The following is a 24,764-nucleotide window of genomic DNA, read 5'->3' as shown; positions in this document are numbered from 1 at the left end:
GTCAGACCGGGACGACGTCGATCGAGCTGATGACCACCGGCTCGATCGGACGGTCGCCCGCCGCCGTGGGAACGGCGGCGATGGCGTCGACGACGGCCTTGGAGGCGTCGTCGGCGACCTCGCCGAAGATCGTGTGCTTGCCCTGGAGCCACGGCGTCGGGTCGGTGGTGATGAAGAACTGCGAGCCGTTGGTGCCTTCGAGGTTGCCGGTGATGGCGTTGCGGCGCATCCCGGCGTTGGCCATGGCCAGCTTGTAGGGGGCGTTGAAGTCGAGTTCGGGGCTGATCTCGTCGTTGAAGTTGTAGCCCGGTCCGCCCACGCCCTGACCGAGCGGGTCGCCGCCCTGGATCATGAAGCCCGGGATGATGCGGTGGAAGATGACATCCGAGTACAGGGGTCCCTCGCCGGGCTGACCGGTCGCGGGGTGGGTCCACGCCTGCGATCCATCGGAGAGCCCGATGAAGTTCTGCACGGTGCGAGGGGCCTGATCCCCGAACAGGTTGACGACGATGTCGCCGTGGTTGGTGTGGATGGTGGCGACGGCGCTATGGGATGGCATGGGTACATTCTCGCAGAGTTATCTGCAAGCCCCTCCGTCCCTCGGAGGCCGCGTCTGGCAAGATGGGCGGATACGTCCCATCGATCGGGAGGGCACAACCGTGAGCGTCAGCCGCAAGCGTAAGAAAGAACTCCGCAAGCTCCAGGAGCAGGCGACCAAGCTTTGGGAGTCGCAGCAGGTGCTGCTGAACCAGAGCGCGAACGTCGCCCGCGAGGCCGGGCGTCAGATCGGCAACTACGGCCGCGAGCAGGTGGTCCCCGTCGTACAGCAGAGCTACGGCAAGTACGCCGCCCCCTACCTCGACAAGAGTGTGCAGCTGTCGCGGCACCTCCTGACCGACAAGGTCGTCCCCACCGCGGGTGCCGTCGTCGGATCGGCGATGTCGGTGTGGGATGCCGCGAACGACACCCGCACGCGTCTTGCTTCGGGCCGCGGCCTGGCCCTACCGGACGCGAAGACCTACGCGAAGAAGGCCGACAAGTACGGCAAGAAGGCGACCAAGGCGCTGTCGGCGAAGTTCGCCGAGCCCAAGCGCTCGGGCATGGGCGCCGGCGGCGTCATCGCGATCCTCCTCGGGATCGCCGCTGCGGCCGGCGTCGTCTACGCGGCCTGGCAGACCCTGCGCGCCGACGACGAACTCTGGGTCGCCGACGACCCGCTGCGCGCGCCTGACGCGTGAGCGACGACTCCACCTCGAGGGTCCGTGACGCGGCTGCCGCGCGCGGCCTCGAGGTGGAGTTGGTGGAGCGGCCCGCCGCATCCAGCCTTTCCGAGGCAGCGGCCCTGCTGGGTCTGACCCCCGCCGACATCGTCAAGACGCTCGTGGTCAAACGAGCGGACGACACGTACCTGTTCGCCCTGGTCCCCGGTGATCGGGCGATCTCGTGGCCGAAGCTGCGGGCCGTCGTCGGGGTCAATCGCCTCCAGCTGCCCGACGCCGAGCGGGCGCTGGCGGCGACGGGGTACGCCCGCGGCACGATCGTCCCGCTCGGCAGCACCACCGAGTGGCCGGTCTATGCCGACGAGAGCATCCGAGGACGCCGCATCGCGATGGGGGCGGGCGCGCACGGCTACAGCCTGTTCGTCGACGCCGACGCGCTCATCGCCGCCTATGACGCGACGGTCGCCGACATCACCGTCGAGGCGCCCGCGAGCTGATCGCCGCACCGCCGCATTCAGCGCACATCTCCGCGCGGATGCGTGGCCGCATCGATCAGCCGGTCCAGTGACCGGTGGAGCGCTGCTCGCGCCTGCGGATGGCGATCGCGCTCCATGACCCAGAGCGCGCCTTCGTTCATCGCGCCGGAGAGCAGCTGCGTGAGGGCTTCCACCTCACTCGCGGGTGCGACCTGGGCGACCGCGTCACGCAGTTCGGCGACGGACGCCGCGGCATCCAGTCCGCGCCACTCCGACCATCCGAGCACGGCCGGCGCCTCGATCAGAAGAAGGCGGGCGGCGGCATCTGTGGTGATGCTGTCGACGAAGGCATGACATCCCGCCCGCAGCTGCTCCGCGGGGTCGGATTCGCCCTCCGCCCGCCGCACCACCGCCGAAGCCACGCGCTCGTGTCCTGCCCGTGCCGCGGCCCGCAGGAGGCCGCGCTTGTCGGTGTAGTGGTGGTACACGGCACCTCGTGTGACGCCTGCGGCGCGCGCGATGTCGTCGACGGAGGCGGCGGCGTATCCCTCGGCGGTGAACCGCTCGAGGGCCGCGTCGAGGATGCGGTGGGCGGTGCGGGCCGCGTCGGCGGCAGAAGCGCGAGGCATCCTCTTACCTTACGTACATCATGCATGTATCCTCCTTTTACATTCACGCTGTATGTAAGGAGTTCTCATGACCTTGACCGCTTTCTACCCCGTCGTCCAGACCGCCGAGCCCCGTCGCGCCGCCGACTTCTTCATCGAGCGTCTCGGGTTCGAGGAGACCTTCGGCGCCGACTGGTACGTGAGTCTGCGCCACGGTGCGCACGAGCTGGCCTTCCTGCAGGACGCCCATCCGACGATCCCCGAGGGATACCGCGGTCCCGCTTCGGGACTGCTGCTGGACGTGGAGGTGGACGACGCGGCCGCCGAGTATCGGCGGTTCACCGAGGCGGGGGACGTCGAGATGCGGCTGGAGCTGCGGGATGAGCCGTTCGGACAGCGCCATTTCATCTTCGAAGCTCCGGGCCGGGTGCTGGTGGACGTGATCGAGGAGATCCCGCCGGCACCGGAGTTCTCGGCCGCTTTCGCGCGCTGATTCCCAGCCGTTCACCCGTCCCGCGGTCCGGGCCCGTCGCGCAGGCCGGCCATCCGGAGCCCGATGTCCACGAGCTTCACGCGGGGGAGTGCTTCGATCTGCTCGAGGGTGAACCAGTCGGCCTGGTCCGTGGATCCACCGACCTCGTCCTGCAGCCGTCCGCCGGTGACGTGTGCGCGGTAGACGATCCGCAGTGCCTGGAGCGGGCCGGTGGCATCGCTGCTGAGGCGGTCGCCGGCGGGGATCACGCGGGAGTGGATGCCGAGCAGCTCATCGAGCACGACGCGGAAGCCGGTCTCCTCGAGCACTTCCCGGCGCGCCGCGTGTTCGGGATCCTCGCCCGGCTCCAGTCCGCCCCCAGGGAGCGTCCAGGCGGCGTGGCGGCCTTCGTTCCAGTGTGCGAGCAGCACGCGGTCGTCCGCATCCGTGACGATGGCGTAGGCGGCGACCCTCATGTCCATGAATCCACACCTTACCCATCCCAATGTCCGGGGGCGCTCTTATGCTGGGGCCATGACGGCGGCGCGAAGCAGCGAGGCCGAGCGGCTCCTGACCCTCGCCGCCGAGCACATGCTCGCGCACGGCGTGAGCCAGCTCTCACTGTCGCAGCTGGCGCGCGCCATCGGCTCGAACAACCGCATGCTGCTGTACTACTTCGACTCGAAGGAAGCTCTGTTCGCGGCCGCGCTGCGGCGCGCATACGAGGGAATGCCCGCCGAGGGCGCGTTGCTGGCGCACCTGCAGCGGCCTGGAGACCTGAGGGCGCAGCTGGGGGAGGCGTGGCGCCTGCTGCGGGCACCCGAGAACGTTCCCTACATCCGCCTGTTCTTCGAAGCGTTCGGCACGGCCGTGCGCGATCCGGACGGAAACCGGAGCCAGCTCACCGACATCGCCGCGGTCTGGCCCCGGGAGTTCCAGCGCGCGTTCGTCGTGCACGGTTACCCCGAGGGGGATGCGGAAGCCGCCACCTCCCGGCTCCTCGCCCTGTGGCGCGGACTGCAATTCGCCCTGCTCGAAGGCGTCGACACCGACACCCTGGACGACACGCACGACCGCGCGGTGGCCGCTCTGTTCCCCGCCTGACGACGCCGGCGATCCGCCTCGACCTGTCTGACGCCTGGAGTGTCCGGTCGGGATTCAGGCGATCCCGACATCGGCAGGGAGGCGGGAGCGGCCGCCGGCGGAGTCTCCTGAGTTCTGCGGCATGCGTACCGCCGCGGGTCCGTGGGCTGCGGAGCCGAAAGGCAGTGCGCGGGAGCGGTCCGTGAGCCTGTCAACGGGCCGGCACCGGGAAACCCGGGCGGCGCGTGGTGGAGCCTTGCGGATTCGAACTGATGACATCCCACTTGCAAAGCAGGTATGGCAGGCACAGCCGACCGTCACCCGATTCTCCGGGCGCTCTTGTTTGGCCGAGAGCGCGCTCCTGGGCCTCCGCGGGCCCGCGGCCCACGCCGCGTCTTGCGCTCCGACCGGTTGAGAGCGCCTCATTCTCAGCCCGGCGGTGCGCCTGATTCGCCTCCCCGCTCGGCGTACGAGACAATCACGCCGCTGGCATTGGCTCACGTATTCTGGTAGCGACCGTCCGGTCTAACCCCCGTGCCCGCCAACCCGGGGCATCTTGGGCCTGGACCCGCAGCAGTACCTCCCGCGCGCGGCTTTGGGCCTTGCCCGAGGCGCTCGGCGTCATCGCCACGGGGCCGCATCCGCCGCCACTAAGGACGAACCATCACGTGTCGCCGGCGCCGCTGCGGTACATTGCTTCGCTATGCGTATCTCCGACCTGTTGAAGTCGCCCCTTGATCTGCGGCTAAAGGCAGGCAGCGGGTATGCCCTGCAGCGCAAGCTGGCCTCGGTGGTCTCAACCGAACTGGTCGATCCGAGGCCGCTGCTCGAGCCCGGTGACCTCGTCCTCACGACAGGGCAAGCGCTCTACACGGTGGAGCAGCAGACGAGCTTCGTGGGCCGGGTGGCCTCCGCAGATGTCGCCGGCATCGGGTTCGTCACGGGCGTCGCTCACCAGGAGGTGCCGAGCCTCATCGTGTCCGCATCGTCACGACACGACATCCCGCTCATCGAGGTCTGTGGGACGGAGCCATTCGCGCGCCTGATCCACATGGCTGGCGGCCACCCATCGAACACATCCCTCGCACCCGATGACATAGGGCTTTACGAGGCGATGGCCGACATGGTCTTCTCGAGTTCCGGCCTGACCGGTCTGGTGGACTACTACTCGAGAGTGCGTGGTTACCCTGTCGGTGTCATCGACGTGTGGGGGCGCGTGATCGCAGCATCGCCGTCGCACCTCGCGCTTGACCCGCAGGCCATCGTCGAGCGGGCGCCGTGGCAGCGCTCGAATCGCAACGAGGGCACACAGGTCCATGAGATCCGTGGCACCGGCGGGATCCTCGCATATCTGTACCTCGAGTCGCGCGAGGAGGAACCGGCAGCGATCCGCTACGTGATCCGGCTCATCGCCCTCGCGATGGAACGCGCTCATGCGGGGCAGCTGGCCGAAAGGCAGTTGCTCGGCCAGATCATCGAGGACATCACGGAGGGATCGATCGGCGTCGACGATGCGGCGCAGCGTCTCGAACGGCACGTGATCCGTATGGACCGGCGGCACGCGATCGTTCTCGGGAGGCTCGCGAACACAGATATGCGCGTGCCGATGGCGCCCCTCACAGGCGAGGTCTCGGATGTCGGGAACCACCCGGTGATCACCGGCGTGGTCGACGGATTTCTCGTAGCGGTTCTGGATCAGGTGCACTCTCTTGAGTCGACCGCACAGGTGATGTACGACCAGCTCAGATGGCTCGGCGCCGGGGAGCCCTCGGTCGGCATGGGCACGTTCCGGGATGGTGTGGAGGGATTGAGGTGGAGCTACTTCGAGGCCCTGCAGGGGATCCACAGCGGCCCCGGCATCAACGCGCCCCGCCCCCTGTCAATCGCGATGATGATCGAGGCGACACAGTCTCGCTTCGTTCGCGAATTGAGCCTCGAGGTGCTGCAGCCCCTGCTCGACCGAGAGAGTAACGCCGACGGGTTGATGCCGACTCTGCGAACGTTTCTCGGTGCGGGGCTTTCGGTTGCGCGGACAGCTGACATCCTGTTCGTCCACCGCAACACAGTTCGATATCGGCTCCAGCGCATCCAAGAGCTGACAGGACTCAGCCTGTCCGAGACAGATCACATCGTCCAACTCGCTTTGGCTCTCCAGGTGCTGAAACCAGAACCGCGGGGCCGCCCGCAACCCCGGGGGTGAGCACGCGCGGCTGCGCACGGCCGCGGACTCAACGCGGTTGTTTCCTTGGCGTTACAGCTTTGTTTAGGCCGCGATTATGCGGCGGCGTGTTTATCTCTTTGCCTCGGCGCTCCCCATAAAGTCTGTGCAGCAGTCCAATGAGGGATGGCGTCTCGCCCAATATCGTGTGTCGAGCGTCCACTCGATCCGATGGAGGAACCTTCCTTGCTCGCTCACGATTTCGACTCAGAGAAGACCCTGCTGATCAATGCCGGCGTCGTCGTCGCTCATCAGGCCGGCGAGCACCGGATCCTCCACGACGGCGTGGTCGTGATACGCGGCAACGAGATCATCCACGTGGGTCGATCGTGGGACGGCCGACCCGATGAAGTCATGGACGCGAGGAACAAGGTGGTGACCCCCGGGTTCATCACGACCCACCTTCACGCCGGCGGCTCGCCGCTCGACAAGAGCTGGATTGAAGACATCGGTACCCGGCAGTTCTCCTATTCCGGTCTTCCGGAGATGCTGCCGGCTCGTGGCGGAGCGATGAACGAGGCAGGGGAGCGGGCGAGCGCTGACTATTCCCAAATCGAGCTGCTGAAGACCGGCACGACGACCATGATGGAGCAGGGCGGCACCTCGGAGTACATTCTCGAGGCGGTCCGCAGGAGTGGCATCCGGGCGTACATCGCCCCGATCTTCAAGTCGGGCCGGTGGCTGACACGGAACGGCTCCAAGATTGAGTACGAGTGGAGTCCCGAGGCCGGAGAGGCCGGCTTGGACTACGCGATCCAGTTCATCAAGGATCGCGAGGCCGAGGGGGACGATCGTATCCGGGGTTCCTCGCGCCCGCGCAGGTCGACACCTCCACGGAAGACCTACTCATCCGCGCCAAAGAGGCGAGCGACACACTGGACGTGCCGATCACGCTGCACACGAGCCAGTCGGTCTTCGAGTTCGACGAGATGGTGCAGCGGCACGGCCTGACCCCCATCGAGTGGCTGGAGAAGATTGGTTTCCTTGGAGAGCGCACCTTCCTGGGACACGGCATCTACATCTCGAACATGAGCTGGGTGCAGTACCGGGGGAACGACCTGCAGATCCTCGCAAACGCCGACGCTTCCGTCGCGCACAGCCCGTGGGTATTCGCCCGCCGCGGTATCGCGCTCGAGTCGTTCCCTGCCTACCTTGAGGCAGGCGTCAACGTCACACTTGGCACCGACACCGCACCGCAGTCGATGATCGAGGCCATGCGGCTTGCGGCTGTGCTTGGCAAGGTGACGGGGCGTTCCGCCGGCAGGTCGACCGCGGGCGACGTCTTCAACGCCGCGACGGTCAACGCGGCCAATCTTCTCGGGCGGCCCGACCTCGGTCGAGTCCAGTCAGGCGCAAAAGCGGACCTCCTGTTCTGGAGCCTCGACTCGCTGTTCATGGCACCCGTCCGCGACGTCATCAAGAACATCGTTTACAGCGCGACACCGGGTGATCTCTGGGGCGTCATGGTCGACGGCGAACTGCTCGTCGAGGACGGCGTCGTCCGAGGGCTGGATGAGGGCGCCGCCATCGCCGCGCTTCAGCGCGAGGCGGATGGAATGTGGCGCCGGATCGCGCAGAACGACTGGAGAGGGCGCTCCGCAGATGAGATGTCGCCGCAGACTTACCGCGCCTTCGACTGACCCCAGCGTCCCAAAATCCCACTCCAGATCAGCACCCCAAATCACAGACAAGGAAATCAGACATGCGACTTCGAAAAGCCACAGGAGTTGTGCTGGCGGGCTCTCTGCTCGCCCTGACCGGCTGCATGGCCACCGGCCCTGGCGGTTCTTCCGACGCTGTGGTATTTGGCACCACCGGTGGAGCTGCGAGCGAAGCGTTCCAGAAAGCGTGGCTTCTGCCGTTTACCGAGGAGACGGGTATTCCCGTCGTTGAGGACGCTCCCGCAACGATGGCCAAGATGTTGCAGAGCGTCGACGCCAACGCCGTGACGATGGACGCCATCCTCGCCGTCCTATCGACCCCGGCCGACGCCAATCCTGCACTGGAAGAACTCGACTACGACATCATCGACGCGGCCCAGTTCGAAGACTCCCCCTTCAAGGTCCGCCCGCAGGCGGTCCCATTCTTCGTCTTCTCGCGCGTGGCCGCGTACAACACCGAGCTTTTCCCCGAAGGCAGCGAGCCGACGGGCTTCATGGACTTCTTCGACACCGAGAACTTCCCGGGGAAACGGCTGATGCCGGCAGCCACCAGCGGCTGGTCGGGGTTTCTGGAGCTGGCCCTCATCCACGACGGCGTGCCCCGCGACGAGCTCTATCCGCTCGACGTCGAGCGTGCGCTGAGGGTCTTCGAGCCGGTGAAGGCCGATCTCGACGTGATGGCGGATGACGGCGAGTGCGTGACCGAGGTCGCTGCGGGAGAGGCCGCGATGGGCGCCTGCTACAACGGACGCACCGAGATCGGGAAGCGCGACGGTCTGCCTATCGACATCGCATGGGGCAACGAGATGCAGTGGGCGGATTACCTGTTTATCCCCAAGGGCGCGAAGAACAAGGACAAGGCCATGGAGCTGATCGCGTATCTCGTCGACAAGGAGAACAACGGGCGCATCGCCGATGAGATCGCCTACGCTCCCGCCAACCCGTTGGCCGAGGTCGACCCGGACGGCGAGTGGGTCAACGCGATCCCCGGCGCCGGTGCACTCGAGGGAGAGCTCGCTCCCATTGTCCCGGACGAGGAGTGGTGGATGGAGAACCAGGCCGCAGTAGCGGAGCGGATCGCCGCGTGGCTGCAGTCGTAACGCCCGGCCAGACCGCCGCCGTGCCTGTCAGCGCTACGCTGGCGGGCACGGGGTGGCGCCGCGGCAATTTCTTCGCGGTGATCGCACTTCCCGGCGTCATCGCCATCGTCGCCCTGTTCATCGTGCCGCTCTTTATGGTGCTCCTTCGAAGTGTCACAGACCCGGGCCCCGAGAACTTCGCGGCCGCACTGTCGAGCCCCGTCTTCCAGAAGTCCCTGTGGACCACAGTGCAGATGGCCCTTGTGGTAACCGCGCTCTGTGTCGTCTTCTCCTATCCCTACGCCATCGTGATGGCCCGATCCGGGCCAGTCATGCTCATGGTCCTGCTCGCGTGTTTGATGTTCGCGTTCTGGACCAGCAGCCTTGTCCGCACCTATGCGTGGAAGATCCTGCTCAACAACACGGGCATCATCAACACCGCGTTAGTCGACTGGGGCGTCATCCCTGAGCCGCTACCGCTGATCGGCGGCAACTTCGCGATCTACATCGGCATGATGCAGATCCTCATGCCGTACACCATCCTGACGCTGTACGCGCAGATGCGGGGCATCCCGGATGACCTGGAGATGGCTGCGCAGACTATGGGCGCTCGCCCGCTCAGCGCGTTCTTCCGCGTCACCTTCCCCCTCTCGCTCCCCGGTGCAGCGGCGGGCGGCCTGCTCGTGTTCGTGATCGCTCTGGGCTTCTACATCACACCCCAGTTGCTGGGCAATCCACGGGAGGTCTATGTCGGATCCTCGATCGTGCAGAACTTCGACGCGCTGCTGCAGCCGGGCGTAGGGGCGGCGCAGTCCGTGGTCCTGCTCTTGCTGGCGTTGATCATCCTCCTCGGCATCGGCAGGTTCGTCGGCATTGGCAAGATCCTGGGAGTCGGGGGGCGTACGCGATGAAGTCTGGAGTCGGTTCGAAGGTGATCGCCGTGCTGCTCGCGATCGTCTTCGTCGCACCCACGACGATCGTCATCGCGACGTCGTTCACCTCCGGGAACATGATTCTGTTTCCGCCGCAGGGGTTTTCGTTCCGCTGGTACGAAGAGCTCTTCACCACTCCGCGCTGGACGAACGCCTTCGCGACCTCCTTCCAAGTGGGAATCCTCGCCGCGCTCCTCGCCATGATCTTGGGAACGCTGCTCGGTCTCGGTGCGGCCCGCGGGCGCGGGCTTGTGCCGGGCTGGCTGATCATGGGCCTCGCGCTGTCGCCCATGGTGGTCCCCACCGTGGTGGCCGCAGTCGGCTTCTACATCGCGGGCGCCAACATGGGGGGAGTCGGCAACTGGATCTACCTGGCTATCGCGCACGCCTTGATGGGGTTGCCATTCGTATTCATCAACGTACTCGCGTCGCTCGGCTCCGTGTCGGAGAGTGTCGAGGAAGCGGCACGAATCAGCGGCGCCTCGCCTCTGAGTACGGTGCTCCGGATCACGTTGCCGCTAATCCTGCCGTCAGCGTTGGTCGGGGGCCTGCTCGCGTTCGTCACATCCTTCGACGAGTACATCATCGCCTCCTTCCTCACCTCGCCCTGGCTGCGCACACTGCCCGTGGAGATGTTCGCCGATGTCACCACGGGAGCACAGCCATCCACATCTGCGGTCTCGACTCTAGTGACGGCCGCGACACTCACCATCCTCTGCCTCGGCGCAGCTATTCCGGCTCTGATGCGCCGTCGCCGCAAGGCTAACCTCGCTCACGCCGCTCCTGGGAGAAACTAATCATGTCAATTCGTCAAAGTGGCGCCTCGGTGCAGCTGCAGGACATCCGGAAGCAGTACGGCGACGTCGTCGCCGTCGAAAACGTCACTCTGGACATCAAGGCCGGTGAGTTCGTCACGCTGCTGGGCGCCTCCGGGTCGGGCAAGACCACGCTCTTGCGGATGATTGCGGGCTTCCTGACCCCCGATTCGGGGCGCATCGCCGTCGATGACGTCGATCTCACCGACGTGCCGGTGCACAAACGTCACATCGGCATGGTGTTCCAGAACTATGCGCTCTTCCCTCATATGAACGTCTACAAGAACGTCATGTTTCCGCTCGCGCGCCAGAAGTTCCCGAAGGAGGAGCGTGATGGACTAGTGCGGAAGGCACTTGCCGCCGTGCACCTGACAGGGTTCGAAGATCGCAAGCCCAAGGAGCTATCGGGTGGTCAGCAGCAGCGCGTGGCCCTCGCTCGCGCGATCGTCACTCAGCCCCGAGTACTGCTCATGGACGAACCCCTCGGAGCGCTCGATCGCCGGCTGCGGGAGTCGCTCCAGGTGGAGATCCGGCGGCTGAGCAGCGAGCTGGGCGTGACTGTCATCAATGTTACGCACGACCAGGAGGAGGCCCTGACGATGAGCGACCGGATCGCACTGCTCGCCGACGGGAAGCTCGTGCAACTCGGCACGCCGACCGAACTTTTCGATCAGCCCAACTCGGAGCTGACGGCGCGCTTCCTCGGCGACAGCAACCTGTTCCGCGGGGTACCTGTCGAGAGCGGATCCTCCACCGAGATCTTGCTGCCGGACGGCGTAGTGAAGGTGCCGGGTGGTGCAGCGGTGGGCGAGGAGTGCCTCGTGATGGTCCGCCCTTCCCGAGCGCGCGTCGCGCCGGCAAACGGTGACCTCGCTCCGGGACTGTCCTTCGTGAAGGCTCGTGTCGCGGCTGTTGTCTATGCCGGCGAGAACCGGCGCGTGGTGCTGACACGTTCGGACGGCACCGAAGTCTCCGCCGTATTCGACGCGCAGACCCCAACCGAGGTGCATGTCGGTGACGAGGCGCGCCTGGTGTGGGCGCCGCGTGACAGCACGCTTGTCAGCGAATCGGCTGCGATGGATGAGGAGAGCGAGCTGGCTTCAGGTGGCCGTTGACTGTAGGGGCGGCGCCGAGATCGGCGCCGCCCTCTCACTTCCCCTGATCGCCGGCGTCTTCACGCTGTTCGCGGCGGACGCCATGTTTCAGATCGCCCTGCCAACGGTCTTGGTGGCGGGGGCCGGGATGACGGGAGCGCAGGCGGGAACCATGCTCGCCATCGGCATGGGCGTCGGGATCCTCCTCGCAGCGCCCGTAGCCGATTGGTCCGATCGGCACGGCAGGCGAAAGGTGGTGGCAATCGGCGGTCTGACCATGCTGTGCGCCACGGTCCTCATGGTCACCGCAGGGGTCGGGTCGTCAAGCATCGCGCTGTGGCTGATTGCTGTGACGATCTTCGGCCTCGCGCGCACTCCGACCACTGTGGTGCTTCTCGCCTACGTCACCGAGCACGGCGATAAGCTCCGCATGCAGAGCTTCAACAGCGTTTCGCAACGTGGGGCGGTCGGTGTGGCCGCCGGCGTCGTCGCGCTCCTGACTGCGCTGTCAGCGGTGTGGGCCGTGTTCATCGCGATGCTGCTATTCCTCGTCGCGATGGTGCTGACGACACCGCGCATGCCCGACCGTCGTGTCGCCGCACCACCGCGCACCAAGCGCACCTCCACGTGGCGGGCGCTGGCGATGCTTCGCGAGCGTCCCATCGTCGCCTCGTCCGCCCTCAACACCGGCATGGTTATGGTGGTGCTCCTCGGGAACGCTTTTTATCCGCTCGGACTGGTCGGGCTGCCTCCCGCCGAGGTCGGGCTCTGGGTGCTCGTATTCCTGGTCACCAGAGACGCGGTGTCTGTGTGCGCAGGGCTGAGCTTCCGCCGGCTGATCCTCCGGCTCGGGATGCGCGCATCACTGATTGTCATCGGGTGCTGCAGCGTTGCAGGACTCGCTTTGCTCGCCTTCGCCCCCGCCGTTCCGTTGATGGCGATCCCCGCAGCGATGCTGCAGGGTGTCGCCAACGGGCTGGGTATCGGATGCACGAACCTCCTGGCCACGTCGGGTGCGACGAGTACCGAAGGGCGGGCGCTCCGGATCACCGCCACGCAATACTTCTCGGCGGCGGGTGCGCTGATCACACCCATCGTCTTCGGCGCGCTCTTCGATGTCAGCGGCGTCGGCATCGTCTTCGGGATCGCGGCGCTCCTCTGTGCGGTTCTGATGACAGTCGCCGTCCAGCAGGCGTGGGCGGTCACCGTGCGCCCACACGCGGGAGCGCCCGCTGCGGACGAGACCCAGCGTCGGGCATAGCGCGCGACCCGAGGCCGGCGACCCGCGCAATGTAGGAACCGTTGCGCGGCTCGCCCGCCTTGTCTGGCCGACAGTGGAGTTCCGGCGGTGCCGGCGGCGCGTCACCCGCCGCGGGCCTGGCAACACGAGAGACGCGGCCCCTTCACCGTGCACGTGCGCCGCGACGGTCCTGAGCACCACGGAGAGTTCGCACGCCAGTCGCCGCGCTGCAGCGCCTGCGCCCAGGCGGCGGCACCTCGACGAAGGTTCAGCGTACCGCGGCGACTGGTCGTTCGTGACCGCATCGACCCGCGGGTCGGGAGTGGACCCAGGAGCCACCATCAGCCAGCGGGTCGGACCCAGGGCTCGACGACCGGGACGTCGAACACACGGCTCTATCCAAGGCAGCGCAGTCGGTCACACCGTGATCCCGTGCGCCAGATGCCGCGGAGGCGGCTTGTATGGTCATGATGGCTTCGAACTCGACCGGGGTCAAGTTGCCGAGGACGCGTTGCCGGCGACGACGGCGGTGATAGGTCCGTTCGATCCAGGTCACGATGGCGAGGCGGAGGTCGTCGCGGGTGGGCCAGCGCCGGCTGTTGAGCACGTTCTTCTGCAGCAGCGCGGAGAACGATTCCATCGCCACGTTGTCACCCGCTGCGCCGACTCTGCCCCTGGATCCGATAAGCCCGTTCCGGTCGAGTTCTGTGTGGAAACGCCGGGAACGAAACTGGCTGCCCCCTATCGCTGTGAACGGTCGTGCCCGTCGGGTTGCGACGCTGGATCGCCATCCGCAACGCGGACACGGCGAGCTCTGAGGTCATCCGTTCGCTGATCGAGTACCCCACGATCCGGTTCGACCAGACGTCTTTCACGGCGCGGAGATAGAGCTTGCCTTCACCCGTCGGGTGCTCGGAGATAGCGGTGAGTCAGAGCCCGTCCGCGCCGGTCGCGGTGAACTCCCGCTGCACGAGATCGTCGGGCACGGGCGGGCCGACGAGGCGTCCCTTGCCGCGCGGCTTGCGGACCAACGCGGTCAAGATCTCGTCCTCCGAGTACACCCGCCGCTCCGACGCGGTGAATCCGGCCACCGCGAGCTCGTCGTCGATGAACCGGTATCCGAAGGCGGGGTCGTTGGCATGCACGTCGAGGGCCGCGTTGATCAGGTGCGCGTCTTCCCAATCCCGCTGCGGGACGGGGTCTTGCAGCCACCGGTAGTACGGCTGTTCACGAACTTAAACACCCGGCACGTCACCGCGACGGGGACCCCGTGGGCGGCGAGTTCACTCACGAGCGGGTAGAGCCTTTTGGGCCGGAGAGATTCGCCTGCGACAGATACGCCCCCGCCCGCCGAAGGATCTCCGCTTCCTGCTCCAGCCGTTCCACCCGCTTACGCAGCTCACGGTTCTCGGCCGCTTCGCTCGAACTCACGCTCGGACGGCGGCCGCCGTCGACTTCAGCGATCTTGACCCACCGCTGGACACACGATTCATAGATCCCGAAGTCCTTCGCGATCTGCGCGAACGACGACTCCCGCTTCAGCGCGATCGCCACGACGTCGTCCCGGAACTCCTTGGGGAACGGCCTAGGCATGAGGACATCCTTGCAGCGGTGACGAATCACCACAGATCAGGACTGGATCAGGGTGCGCGCCAGCAACCAAGATCTCCGACGCACTCCAAGCGGAAGAACGGACCTTGACCAAAAGGAGAGCGGGAATCGTGCGCGCCTCGATACGACTCAACGGTACGAGCAGGGTGTGGAGCCTAGCGGATTCGAACCGCTGACATCCTGCTTGCAAAGCAGGCGCTCTACCAACTGAGCTAAGGCCCCCAGGGCTGAGAGTGGGGCTACCAGGACTTGAACCTGGGACCTCTTCATTATCAGTGAAGCGCTCTAACCGCCTGAGCTATAGCCCCGAATCGCGCTGACGCGCATGTCGTCAACCTCGTCGACTTTACCCGACCTGCGGGCTTTTTCCGAATCGGATCAGTTCGACGTGAAACCGACGAGGAGTCCTCCGGTGACCTTGACCGCGAGGTTGTAGATGCCGGCGACCACGGCGCCCAGCACCGTCACGACGACGAGGTTGAGGATCGCCACGATGGCAGCGAATGCCATCACCTGGGGCAGCCCCACGAACGCCTCCAGCGACACACCGCCGTCGGAGAAGCTCGTGAAGAACTCATCCACACGGTCGATGAGCCCCGTGGTCTTCACGACCATGTAGATGAGGAAGAACGACACCACGGTGACGATCGCCAAGGCGACCGCGGCCAGGAACGAGAGCTTGAGCGCCGACCAGAAGTCCACGTAGACCAGTCGCAGGCGCACCTGCTTGGCCCCGGTCTTGTGGGTGGACTTCTTGGCGAGCTTGTCGGCTACCGTGCTCATGCGTCAGTACTCTCCTCGGGGGTCTCGGCTGAGGCTTCGGATGCGGCCGCATCGACGGCGGGCGCATCGCCCACGGGCTCGGGATCCTCTGCAAGGGCCGTCATACTGCGCTCGCTGTTGCGGGCGATTGCGATGATGCGGTCATCTCCGCCGGCGCGAGCGAAAACCACTCCCATGGTGTCACGTCCCTTGGCAGGCACCTCGGCCACGGCAGAGCGTACCACTTTGCCGCTGGCAAGAACCACAAGCACCTCGTCGTCCTCCGACACCATGAGACCGCCGGCGAGGTCGCCGCGATCGTCGCTCAGACGGGCGACCTTGATGCCCAGACCGCCGCGGCTCTGGGTGCGGTACTGGTCCACCGCGGTGCGCTTGGCGTAGCCGCCCTCGGTGACGACGAACACATAGCCGTCTTCGGAGACGACCGACGCCGACAGAAGGCTGTCATCCCCGCGGAACGACATGCCCTTCACGCCCTCGGTGGCCCTGCCCATGGGCCGCAGCGACTCGTCGGTCGCGGTGAAGCGCAGCGACATGCCATGCCGGCTGATGAGCATGATGTCATCGCCCTCGTCCACGAGCAGGGCGCTGACCAGCTCGTCGCCCTCACGGAGCCGGATCGCGATGACGCCGCCCTGGCGGTTCGTGTCGTACTCGGACAGACGCGTCTTCTTCACCAGGCCCCCGCGCGTGGCGAGGGTGAGGTAGGTGGCCACCTCGTAGTCGCGGATGTCGAGGATCTGGGCGATCTCCTCCTCCGGCTGCAGCGCGAGCAGGTTGGCGACGTGCTGACCCTTCGCGTCGCGCCCGGCCTCGGGCACTTCGTACGCCTTCGCGCGATACACGCGGCCCTTGTTCGTGAAGAACAGCAGCCAGTGGTGCGTCGTGGTGACGAAGAAGTGCTCGACGACGTCATCCGCCCGCAGCTGGGCACCCTTCACCCCGCGGCCCCCGCGGTGCTGAGAGCGGTAGTTGTCGCTGCGCGTGCGCTTGATGTAGCCGTCGCGCGTGACGGTGACCACCATCTCCTCTTCAGGGATGAGGTCTTCCATGCTCATGTCGCCGTCATAGCCCGGGACGATCTCGGTGCGGCGGTCGTCGCCGAACCGGTCGACGATCACGGTGAGCTCGTCGCGGATGATCCGGCGCTGCCGGATTCCGTCGGCGAGGATCTCGTTGTAGTCGGCGATCTTGGCCTCGAGCTCGGTGGCCTCGTCGACGATCTTCTGCCGCTCGAGGGCAGCCAGGCGACGCAGCTGCATGTCGAGGATGGCGGCTGCCTGCAGCTCGTCGATGTCGAGGAGCTTCTGCAGACCCTCGTTCGCCTCACTGGGCGTGGGCGAGCGACGGATGAGGGCGATGACCTCGTCGAGCGCATCCAGCGCCTTGAGGTAACCGCGCAGGATGTGCATGCGCTCTTCGGCCTTGCGCAGGCGGTAGCGCGTGCGACGGACGATGACCTCGACCTGGTGCTCGATCCACAGGGAGATGAAGCCGTCCAGCGGCAGCGTGCGCGGCACGCCGTCGACGATGGCGAGCATGTTCGCGCCGAAGTTCTCCTGCAGCTGCGTGTGCTTGTACAGGTTGTTGAGCACGACCTTGGCGACGGCATCCCGCTTGAGGACGATCACCAGGCGCTGACCGGTGCGCCCCGACGACTCGTCGCGGATGTCGGCGATGCCGGTGATCTTGCCGTCGCGGGCGAGGTCGCTGATCTTCACTGCGACGTTGTCGGGGTTGACCTGGTACGGCAGTTCGGTGATGACCAGGCACGCACGGCCCTGGACCTCCTCGACGTTGACGACCGCGCGCATCGTGATCGATCCGCGGCCGGTGCGGTACGCGTCCTTGATGCCGCGGGTGCCGAGGATCTGCGCGTGGGTCGGGAAGTCGGGGCCGGGGATGCGCTCCATCAGCGCCTCGAGGAGCGCTTCGCGCGTGGCATCCGGGTGATCCAGCGCCCACACCGCGCCGGAGGCGACTTCGCGCAGGTTGTGCGGCGGGATGTTGGTGGCCATACCCACCGCGATGCCGACCGAGCCGTTCACCAGCAGGTTCGGGAAGCGGGCGGGGAGGACGACAGGCTCCTGCGTCTGACCGTCGTAGTTGTCCTGGAAGTCGACGGTCTCCTCTTCGATGTCGCGCACCATCTCCAGCGCGAGCGGAGCCATCTTCGTCTCGGTGTAGCGGGGGGCCGCGGCGCCCTGGTTGCCGGGCGAGCCGAAGTTTCCCTGCCCGAGCGCGAGCGGGTAGCGCAGCGACCACGGCTGCACGAGACGCACGAGGGCGTCGTAGATGGGCGCGTCACCGTGCGGGTGGTAGTGCCCCATCACCTCGCCGACGACGCGTGCGCACTTGGAGAAGGACTTGTCGGGGCGGAACCCGCCGTCGTACATGCCGTAGATCACTCGGCGGTGCACGGGCTTGAGTCCGTCGCGCACGTCGGGAAGCGCACGACCGACGATGACGCTCATCGCGTAGTCGAGGTAGCTGCGCTGCATCTCCAGCTGCAGGTCGACCTGGTCGATCTTGCCGTGCTCGTGGGCCGGTGTGGCGGGGCGTTCTTCGTCAGCCATGTCTTCTCAGTTCTTCGTAAGGTCGGCGGCGAGCTCAGATGTCGAGGAAGCGCACGTCTTTCGCGTTGCGCTGGATGAACCCGCGACGGGATTCGACGTCTTCACCCATGAGCACCGAGAAGATCTCATCGGCCGAGGCCGCATCATCGATCGTCACCTGGCGGAGGGTGCGGGTCTGCGGGTCCATCGTGGTCTCCCACAGCTCGTGGTCGTTCATCTCGCCCAGACCCTTGTACCGCTGGATGGCGTTGTCCTTCGGGATGCGCTTGCCCTCGGCCTGCCCGGCCACGATCAGCGCGTCGCGCTCACGGTCGCTGTAGGCGTACTCGTGCGCGTGGTTGGACCACTTGATGCGGTACAGCGGCGGCTGCGCGAGGTAGACGAACCCGGCCTCGATGAGCCCGCGCATGTAGCGGAACAGCAGCGTGAGCAGGAGCGTCGTGATGTGCTGACCGTCGACGTCGGCATCGGCCATCAGCACGATCTTGTGGTATCGCGCCTTCTCGATGTCGAAGTCCTCGCCGATGCCCGTGCCGAAAGCCTGGATCATCGCCTGGACTTCCTTGTTGCCCAGCGCCCGGTCCAGCCGCGCGCGCTCGACGTTGAGGATCTTCCCGCGCAGCGCCAGGATCGCCTGCGTGTGCGGGTCGCGTCCCTGCACGGCAGAGCCACCGGCCGAGTCGCCCTCCACGAGGAAGATCTCGCTGATCGAGGGGTCCTTGCTCGTGCAGTCCTTGAGCTTGTCGGGCATCGCCGCCGATTCGAACACGCTCTTGCGCCGCGCGGTCTCGCGGGCCTTGCGCGCGGCAAGGCGGGCGGTGGCTGCGTCGATGGCCTTGCGGATGATGTTCTTGGCCTGCACCGGGTTGCGGTCGAACCAATCGCCGAGCTGGTCGCCGACCACCTTCTGCACGTACGCCTTGGCCTCGGTGTTGCCGAGTTTGGTCTTGGTCTGACCCTCGAACTGCGGCTCGGAGAGCTTGACCGAGAGCACAGCGGTCAGCCCCTCGCGCACATCCTCACCCGTGAGGTTGTCGTCCTTCTCTTTGAGGAGGTTGTTGGCGCGCGCGTACCGGTTGACCAGAGTGGTCAGGGCCGCACGGAATCCCTCTTCGTGGGTGCCGCCCTCGTGGGTGTTGATCGTGTTGGCGAACGTGAAGACGTTCTCGCTGTAGCTGGTGGTCCACTGCATCGCCATCTCGAGCGCGATCTTGCGGTTGTTGTCCTCCGACTCGAAGTCGATGATGACGTCGTTGACCACCTCGGAGCGACGCACCTTGTTGAGGTACTCGACGTAGTCCACGAGTCCGCGCTCGTACAGGAAGCTGTCGTGCGGCTGGTGCGGGATCTCCTCGCCGGTTTCGCTCGCCTCGACCGAGACCGACTGCGGCCGCTCGTCGCTCAGATCGATGCGCAGCCCCTTGTTGAGGAACGCCATCTGCTGGAAACGCGTCCGAAGGGTCTCGTAGTCGAAGTCGACCGTGTCGAAGATGCTCTCATCCGGCCAGAACGTGATGGTCGTGCCGGTCCCATCGCTCGCCTCGCCCTTCTCCAGGGGCGCCACCGGCACACCGCCGTCGCGGAACGACTGGCGCCACACGTGACCCTGTCGCCGGACTTCCACGTCCAGGCGTGAGGAGAGTGCGTTGACCACGGAGGAGCCGACGCCATGGAGCCCGCCGGAGACCGCGTACCCGCCGCCGCCGAACTTGCCGCCGGCGTGCAGCACCGTGAGGACGACCTCGACGGTCGACTTCTTCTCGGTGCGGTGCATGTCCACCGGGATGCCGCGACCGTTGTCGACCACGCGCACGGCCCCGTCGGGCAGGATCGTCACGCCGATCGTGTCGCAGTAGCCGGCGAGGGCCTCATCCACGGAGTTGTCCACGATCTCGTAGACCAGGTGGTGCAACCCGCGCTCACCGGTCGAGCCGATGTACATACCCGGGCGCTTGCGGACAGCCTCGAGACCCTCGAGCACCTGGATCTCGTCTGCGCCGTACTCGTGCGGGTTCTTCGTGGGAGCGGAAGCGGCTTCTTCGGGAACGTTGGCGGGGTTCTCGGACGTCATAAGTTCGCGCGCTCCATACAGGTCGGCAGATGTTCTCCCAGTCTACCAACCTGGAGGTGTTCTCCGATGCGTGTACGCCCCTGTGGCGCGTTGAAATCTGCCCGGACAGCCCTGAACGTGGTTCAGCCGTAGGTATCGCGCGGACCACGGCCTGGAATGGCTCTCGGACCCCATTTCCAGGAGGGGACGTCCGGCCCGATGAACCGGATCGCGTCGACCCCCGCCTCGGGGAAGCGCCGCATGATCTCCGAAAGCACCTGTGCACGCATGAGCTGCAGCTGCTTCGCCCACGCCGTCGAGTCGGCCTGGACCGTCAGCAGACCCGCATCCAGCGCGACCGGACGGGTGTGCCGTCCGGTCTCGGCGCCGGCCACCTCCTCCCACGTGCGGGCGATGTCGGCGCGTGCGAGCTGCGGCTCCCAACCGGCATCCCGGGTGAGGGTGTCGAGCACGTCGCCGACCCCGTGCGGATCGCGTCCGCCCATGAACGGCTGGTTCTCATCGGCCACCGGGCGGGGCCCACGCCGGCGGCGGAACTTCGACGGTTCCAGTCCGCGCAGGCGCAGGTAGGTCGCGATGGTCTCGGGGACGTCGGGGGCTCCCTTGTCAGACATCTGCATCCTCCAGGATGCGTCCGGCTTCGACCCGCACGACGTGGGCACGGAGCCCGTCGGGCACGTCCTCTTCCACAGCGGAGGTGACGATGACCTGCTCGTAGCCGCCGGCCAGCTCCGCCAGGCGCGCGCGCCGGCCCGCGTCGAGTTCGGCGAACACGTCGTCGAGGATGAGCACCGGGTCTCCCAGCCGCGACTCGGCGCGCAGCAGTTCGGCCGATGCCAGGCGCAGCGCGAGGGCGACCGACCACGATTCGCCGTGCGAGGCGTACCCGCGCACGGGCAGGCCCCGCACCCGCAGCACCAGGTCGTCGCGGTGCGGGCCCACCAGCGTCAGCCCGCGTTCGAGTTCGGCTGAGCGCCGCGCTGCCAGCGCCGCGCGGAACTGATCGGCGATGGAGGCGGGTTCGGCAGCATCCGACGACGACGATTCACCCTCCTCGGGATCGCCGCCCCGCACCGACAGCGCCCACTCCAGCCGCGGCTCGTGGTCGGCGCCGGCGATCGCGGTGTAGGCCGCCGCGACCGGCTCGGACAGATCCGCCGCGAGAGCCAGGCGGGCTTGGATCACCTCGGTACCCAGGGCGACGAGTTTGTCATCCCACACGTCGAGGGTGGACAGCGCGTCCCCGCGGATGCCACGCGCCCGCGCCGACTTCAGGAGCGCCCCGCGCTGCCGCAGCACGCGGTCGTAGTCGGCCAGCACACCGGCCAGGCGCGGCGCCCGCTGAATGAGAAGCGCGTCGGCGAAACGACGACGGGCGGAGGGGTCACCGCGCACGATCTGGAGGTCTTCGGGCGCGAACAGCACCACCTGCGCGTACCGCGGGAGCTCCGCCGTGCGCACGGCGGAGCCGTTCACGCGCGCCTTGTTGGACCCGCTGCGGTTCAGCTGGAGTTCCAGCAGCACGCGGCGGTCACCATGGGCCAGTCGCGCCCGCACGATCGCCGCCTCGGCTCCGTCGCGGACCATCGGTGCGTCGGAAGAGACGCGGTGCGAGCCCAGCGTGGCGAGGTAGGCGACGGCTTCGACGAGGTTGGTCTTGCCCTGACCGTTGCGTCCCACGAAGACGTTGGGACCGGGGTGCAGTGAGAGGTCAGCGACCGTGTAATTACGGAAGTCGACGAGCCCGAGCTGCTCCACGATCATGCGACCACCCTAATTCCGACGTGCGACGCCGCGGACGCCGCGGCGGGAGCGTCAGCGCAGGAGGAGATTGGGCTGCAGGAGGTACTTGAACGACTCCGCGCCGCCCTTGTCGACCGAAGTCTGAGGCGTCACCAGCACGGGGCTGAGCTTGTTCGCGTTCTCGCTCGAGGTGAAAGTCACGCGGGTGAACTCGCTCTTGACCGCGCCCAGGGACTCCAGCAGGTACTGCGGGTTCAGACCCAGCGTCACATCCTCGCCCAGCAGCGTCGCGTCGACGGACTCCGTGGCTCGTGCCTGCTCGGTGCCCGAAGCATCCATCGAAACCGAGTCGCTGGAGAAGGTGAACCGCAGCGGGGCAGAACGATCGAGCACGAGAGACACCCGGCGGACGGCTTCGGCGAGCTCGGCGGTGTTGACCACGGCGTGGTGCTCGGTCTGAGCGGGGAAGAGGCGCCGCACGGGCGGGAAATTGCCCTTGATCAGGAGAGAAGTGACGGTCTTGTTGCCCGCGGTGAAGGCGATGATCTCGCGATCGCCCGAGCCGGAGAACGCGATGGCGATGTCGCCGCCGTGTGCGAAGGTCTTCCCGACCTCCTGCAGCGTGCGCGCCGGCACCAGTGCGGTGATCGGCTCCTCGCTCGCGGTGGAGCCGCCGTCCCACGGGATCTCACGCAGAGCGACGCGGTAACGGTCGGTGGCGACGAGGCTCAGCGTGGTACCGGTGACTTCGAGCTGCACGCCGGTGAGGACGGGGGTGACGTCATCGCGCGACGCGGCGAAAGCCACCTGGGCGATCGCGGTCGCGAAATCCTCGGCCGGCACGAGCCCGGACTGACCGCTGACCTCGGGGATCGCAGGGTATTCCTGAACGGGCATGGACGCGAGGGTGAACCGCGCAGAGCCGCACGACAACAGGATGCCGCCGTCGTCGTCGACGGTGATCTGAATCGGCGCGTTGGGCAGACGGCTCGCGATCTCGGAGAGCAGACGACCGTGCACGAGGATCGTGCCGGGTTCGTCGACGGTCGCCTCGATCGTCGTGCGCGCCGAGGCTTCGTAGTCGAAAGCCGCGAGCGAGAGCCCGCCTTCGCCCGCTTCGATCAGCACGCCCGCGAGGATCGGCTGCGGGTTGCGCTGCGGAAGGAGCTTGACGACGAACGACACGGCTTCGCTGAACACATCGCGATTGACGTGAAACTTCACGGGTGCTCCCTCGGCTTCGTCTGGCGTACCCATGCTAGTGCCCGAGTCCTGTGTTCCCGGAAGCACCCGTTCCCACCGTCAAGGTGATCGAGTGGATTTCCTCGAAGGGATTTCTCTTCATCTTGTTAACAGCTGTGGAAACTGTGGATAGATCGTGCGATGCCACGCGGGACATGGGAACTACACGCGTGTGAGATGTGGGACGCCTGCGGAACGGCTCCGGAGAACGTCGTGTAATCACAACCGTGTAATTCCGCGTCCTCCACAGCGACGGGGGAAACAACTCACATGACTCAGGCGTGTCGTCCACGGTTATCCACAGGTTATCCACACTGTGCAGAACCGCATGATGAAGGCACCGCACAGCGGTGTCAAGAACGCGGGGAGTGCCGGGCGCGTCGCGTGGTTCAGCGAGAACGGCCCAGCTGAGTGGTGATCTCGGAGACCTGGTTGTAGATCGAGCGACGCTCTTTCATGAGGTCGCTGATCTTCTTGTACGCGTACATCACCGTGGTGTGATCGCGGTTCCCGAAGAGCTGACCGATCTTCGGCAGCGACAGGCTCGTGCGTTCGCGGCACAGATACATCGCGATCTGGCGCGCCGTGGCGACGGCCTGGGACCGGCTGGAGCCGTACAGGTCATCGACGGAGAGCTTGAAGTACTGAGCGGTCGCGGTGATGATGTCGGTCGGCGAGACCACGTTGGCGTCGTCCTGGTCGATGATGTCGCGCAGCACCGTCTGGGCCAGTGACATGTCCAGATTCGAGCGGTTGAGGCTCGCGAAGGCGGAGACGCGGATGAGGGCGCCCTCGAGTTCGCGGATGTTCGAGGACACGACGCTCGCGATGTACTCGAGCACCTCGTCGGGGATCTGCAGGCGCTCGCTCTGCGCCTTCTTGCGGAGGATCGCGATGCGCGTCTCCAGGTCCGGCGCCTGCACGTCGGTGATGAGGCCCCACTCGAACCGGCTGCGCATGCGGTCTTCGAAGCCGGTGAGGAGCTTGGGCGCCACGTCGCTGGTGATCACGACCTGTTTGTCGTGGTCGTGCAGCGTGTTGAACGTGTGGAAGAACGCCTCCTGCGTCTCCGCGCGCCCCTGCAGGAACTGGATGTCGTCGATCAGCAGGATGTCGACGTCGCGGTAGCGGGCCTGGAAGGCGGAACCGCGGTTGTTGACGATGGAGTTGATGAAGTCGTTGGTGAACTCTTCGCTGGAGACGTACCGCACGCGGATTCCCGCGTACATGCTCACGGCATAGTCGCCGATGGCATGCAGGAGGTGGGTCTTGCCGAGGCCTGAGTCGCCGTAGATGAACAGCGGGTTGTAGGCCTTGGCCGGCGCCTCGGCGACGGCGACCGCGGCGGCGTGCGAGAACCGGTTGGACTGGCCGATGACGAAGTTGTCGAACGTGTACTTGGGGTTCAGGCGCGTGTCGCTGCGGGATGCCGGCGACGCGGCCTCGCCGGCATCGTCGGGGGCGGGGCGGGAGACGGGGGGCGGCGGCGGCGCCGCGGACTGCAGGGAGATGGGTGCGGTCAGGTGGGCGTCGATCAGGTCGGGGTTCACGGCGACGCGGAAGGAGGTGGCCGGCTCCGGGGCATCCACCTTGGTGAGGGCTTCGAGGAGGGGAAGACGCAGGCGCTTGTTGATCTGCGCCGCGGTGAGGTCGTTGGGCACATCGAGGTAGAGCACACCTGCGTACACACCGCTCGGGACCACGAGGTGGAGGAATCCCTGGAGCTGGGGCGTGACCCGCTCATCGGCGAGGAGGAGGTCGAGCACCGCCGTCCAGAGGGGCACGTCCGATGTGTCGGTGTCTGACATGGCTCCCCCGAGGGTGGTCGATGGCGACGAAA

General features: G+C 66.5%; 22 protein-coding genes, 2 tRNA genes and 1 pseudogene. 12 read left to right on the top strand and 13 right to left on the bottom strand.

From position 1 onward, the window contains the following. Position 1: 1 nt before the first annotated feature. Positions 2-559 carry a peptidylprolyl isomerase gene (locus F6J85_RS00120; protein ID WP_150920228.1) on the bottom strand — a complete coding sequence of 186 codons (558 nt, stop codon included), beginning with the start codon at positions 557-559 and terminating at the stop codon, positions 2-4. A 100-nt stretch (positions 560-659) separates the two neighbouring features. Between F6J85_RS00120 and F6J85_RS00115 the strand changes: the two genes are divergently transcribed. After that, the gene (locus tag F6J85_RS00115; protein ID WP_150923327.1) at positions 660-1,238 is read left to right on the top strand and encodes a DNA helicase; all 579 of its coding nucleotides are present in this window, start codon (positions 660-662) and stop codon (positions 1,236-1,238) included. Next, on the top strand, positions 1,235-1,717 hold the full coding sequence (locus F6J85_RS00110) for an aminoacyl-tRNA deacylase (RefSeq protein WP_150923326.1): 483 nt from the start codon (positions 1,235-1,237) through the stop codon (positions 1,715-1,717). Before F6J85_RS00115 ends, F6J85_RS00110 begins: the two co-directional genes overlap by 4 nt. Before the next feature lie 17 nt (positions 1,718-1,734). Here F6J85_RS00110 and F6J85_RS00105 read toward each other — a convergent pair whose 3' ends face one another. Then, complete coding sequence (locus tag F6J85_RS00105) at positions 1,735-2,325, bottom strand: TetR/AcrR family transcriptional regulator (protein WP_150923325.1); 591 nt, start codon at positions 2,323-2,325, stop codon at positions 1,735-1,737. Between the two features lie 67 nt (positions 2,326-2,392). Here F6J85_RS00105 and F6J85_RS00100 point away from each other — a divergent pair, with 67 nt between their 5' ends. After that, positions 2,393-2,797 carry a VOC family protein gene (locus F6J85_RS00100; RefSeq protein WP_150923324.1) on the top strand — a complete coding sequence of 135 codons (405 nt, stop codon included), beginning with the start codon at positions 2,393-2,395 and terminating at the stop codon, positions 2,795-2,797. 11 nt (positions 2,798-2,808) lie between these two features. Here F6J85_RS00100 and F6J85_RS00095 read toward each other — a convergent pair whose 3' ends face one another. After that, a complete protein-coding gene (locus F6J85_RS00095) occupies positions 2,809-3,258 on the bottom strand; it encodes an NUDIX hydrolase (protein ID WP_150923323.1) in 450 nt (149 codons plus the stop codon). Positions 3,259-3,310: 52 nt separating this feature from the next. On the opposite strand from F6J85_RS00095, the gene F6J85_RS00090 reads away from it, so the two are divergent. The 9 genes from F6J85_RS00090 (at position 3,311) to F6J85_RS00055 (ending at position 12,919) form a co-directional block, all read left to right on the top strand. Further along, a complete protein-coding gene (locus F6J85_RS00090) occupies positions 3,311-3,880 on the top strand; it encodes a TetR/AcrR family transcriptional regulator (RefSeq protein ID WP_191906684.1) in 570 nt (189 codons plus the stop codon). 682 nt (positions 3,881-4,562) lie between these two features. Further along, on the top strand, positions 4,563-6,059 hold the full coding sequence (locus F6J85_RS00085) for a helix-turn-helix domain-containing protein (protein WP_150923321.1): 1,497 nt from the start codon (positions 4,563-4,565) through the stop codon (positions 6,057-6,059). 189 nt (positions 6,060-6,248) lie between these two features. Next, positions 6,249-7,028, top strand: a complete 780-nt coding sequence (locus F6J85_RS18080; protein WP_202980853.1) for an amidohydrolase family protein — start codon at positions 6,249-6,251, stop codon at positions 7,026-7,028. Then, the gene (locus F6J85_RS18075) at positions 6,926-7,717 is read left to right on the top strand and encodes an amidohydrolase family protein (RefSeq protein WP_275094067.1); all 792 of its coding nucleotides are present in this window, start codon (positions 6,926-6,928) and stop codon (positions 7,715-7,717) included. Before F6J85_RS18080 ends, F6J85_RS18075 begins: the two co-directional genes overlap by 103 nt. A gap of 62 nt (positions 7,718-7,779) precedes the next feature. Further along, positions 7,780-8,838: an extracellular solute-binding protein gene (locus tag F6J85_RS00075; protein WP_150923320.1), complete on the top strand. Its 1,059-nt coding sequence runs from the start codon at positions 7,780-7,782 to the stop codon at positions 8,836-8,838. After that, positions 8,823-9,728 (top strand): ABC transporter permease, encoded by a 906-nt coding sequence (locus F6J85_RS00070; RefSeq protein WP_150923319.1) that lies wholly within the window; start codon positions 8,823-8,825, stop codon positions 9,726-9,728. The genes F6J85_RS00075 and F6J85_RS00070 overlap by 16 nt, the downstream gene beginning before the upstream one ends. Before the next feature lie 29 nt (positions 9,729-9,757). Beyond that, positions 9,758-10,546 (top strand): ABC transporter permease, encoded by a 789-nt coding sequence (locus F6J85_RS00065; RefSeq protein ID WP_191906683.1) that lies wholly within the window; start codon positions 9,758-9,760, stop codon positions 10,544-10,546. Between the two features lie 29 nt (positions 10,547-10,575). After that, positions 10,576-11,679: an ABC transporter ATP-binding protein gene (locus tag F6J85_RS00060; protein ID WP_202980852.1), complete on the top strand. Its 1,104-nt coding sequence runs from the start codon at positions 10,576-10,578 to the stop codon at positions 11,677-11,679. Further along, a complete protein-coding gene (locus F6J85_RS00055; RefSeq protein ID WP_191906682.1) occupies positions 11,645-12,919 on the top strand; it encodes an MFS transporter in 1,275 nt (424 codons plus the stop codon). The genes F6J85_RS00060 and F6J85_RS00055 overlap by 35 nt, the downstream gene beginning before the upstream one ends. 448 nt (positions 12,920-13,367) lie before the next feature. On the opposite strand, the pseudogene F6J85_RS00050 reads toward F6J85_RS00055, so the two are convergent. The 10 genes and pseudogenes from F6J85_RS00050 to dnaA form a co-directional block, all read right to left on the bottom strand. After that, positions 13,368-14,491 (bottom strand): annotated as a pseudogene (locus F6J85_RS00050) (IS3 family transposase); the annotation flags it as partial. Between the two features lie 167 nt (positions 14,492-14,658). Beyond that, positions 14,659-14,731 (bottom strand) — tRNA-Ala (locus tag F6J85_RS00045). A 12-nt stretch (positions 14,732-14,743) separates the two neighbouring features. Further along, a tRNA-Ile gene (locus F6J85_RS00040) sits at positions 14,744-14,817 on the bottom strand. 70 nt (positions 14,818-14,887) lie between these two features. Further along, positions 14,888-15,292 carry a DUF3566 domain-containing protein gene (locus F6J85_RS00035; protein WP_150920237.1) on the bottom strand — a complete coding sequence of 135 codons (405 nt, stop codon included), beginning with the start codon at positions 15,290-15,292 and terminating at the stop codon, positions 14,888-14,890. Further along, positions 15,289-17,868, bottom strand: a complete 2,580-nt coding sequence (gyrA, locus tag F6J85_RS00030; protein WP_150923315.1) for a DNA gyrase subunit A — start codon at positions 17,866-17,868, stop codon at positions 15,289-15,291. Before gyrA ends, F6J85_RS00035 begins: the two co-directional genes overlap by 4 nt. 34 nt (positions 17,869-17,902) lie before the next feature. Further along, complete coding sequence (gene gyrB, locus F6J85_RS00025; protein WP_150923314.1) at positions 17,903-19,939, bottom strand: DNA topoisomerase (ATP-hydrolyzing) subunit B; 2,037 nt, start codon at positions 19,937-19,939, stop codon at positions 17,903-17,905. Between the two features lie 122 nt (positions 19,940-20,061). Then, complete coding sequence (locus tag F6J85_RS00020; protein ID WP_150920240.1) at positions 20,062-20,553, bottom strand: DciA family protein; 492 nt, start codon at positions 20,551-20,553, stop codon at positions 20,062-20,064. Next, positions 20,546-21,703, bottom strand: a complete 1,158-nt coding sequence (gene recF / locus F6J85_RS00015; RefSeq protein WP_150923313.1) for a DNA replication/repair protein RecF — start codon at positions 21,701-21,703, stop codon at positions 20,546-20,548. Before recF ends, F6J85_RS00020 begins: the two co-directional genes overlap by 8 nt. 51 nt (positions 21,704-21,754) lie before the next feature. After that, positions 21,755-22,906, bottom strand: coding sequence for a DNA polymerase III subunit beta (gene dnaN / locus F6J85_RS00010; RefSeq protein WP_150923312.1), 1,152 nt, complete (start codon positions 22,904-22,906; stop codon positions 21,755-21,757). Positions 22,907-23,313: 407 nt separating this feature from the next. Then, complete coding sequence (dnaA, locus tag F6J85_RS00005) at positions 23,314-24,732, bottom strand: chromosomal replication initiator protein DnaA (RefSeq protein ID WP_150923311.1); 1,419 nt, start codon at positions 24,730-24,732, stop codon at positions 23,314-23,316. Positions 24,733-24,764: the final 32 nt, after the last annotated feature.

The organism is Microbacterium lushaniae (genome assembly GCF_008727775.1).
Taxonomy (GTDB): Bacteria; Actinomycetota; Actinomycetes; order Actinomycetales; family Microbacteriaceae; genus Microbacterium; species Microbacterium lushaniae.
The sequence above is the reverse complement of the archived record's forward strand: the minus strand, read 5'-3'. Positions and strand labels throughout refer to the sequence as shown.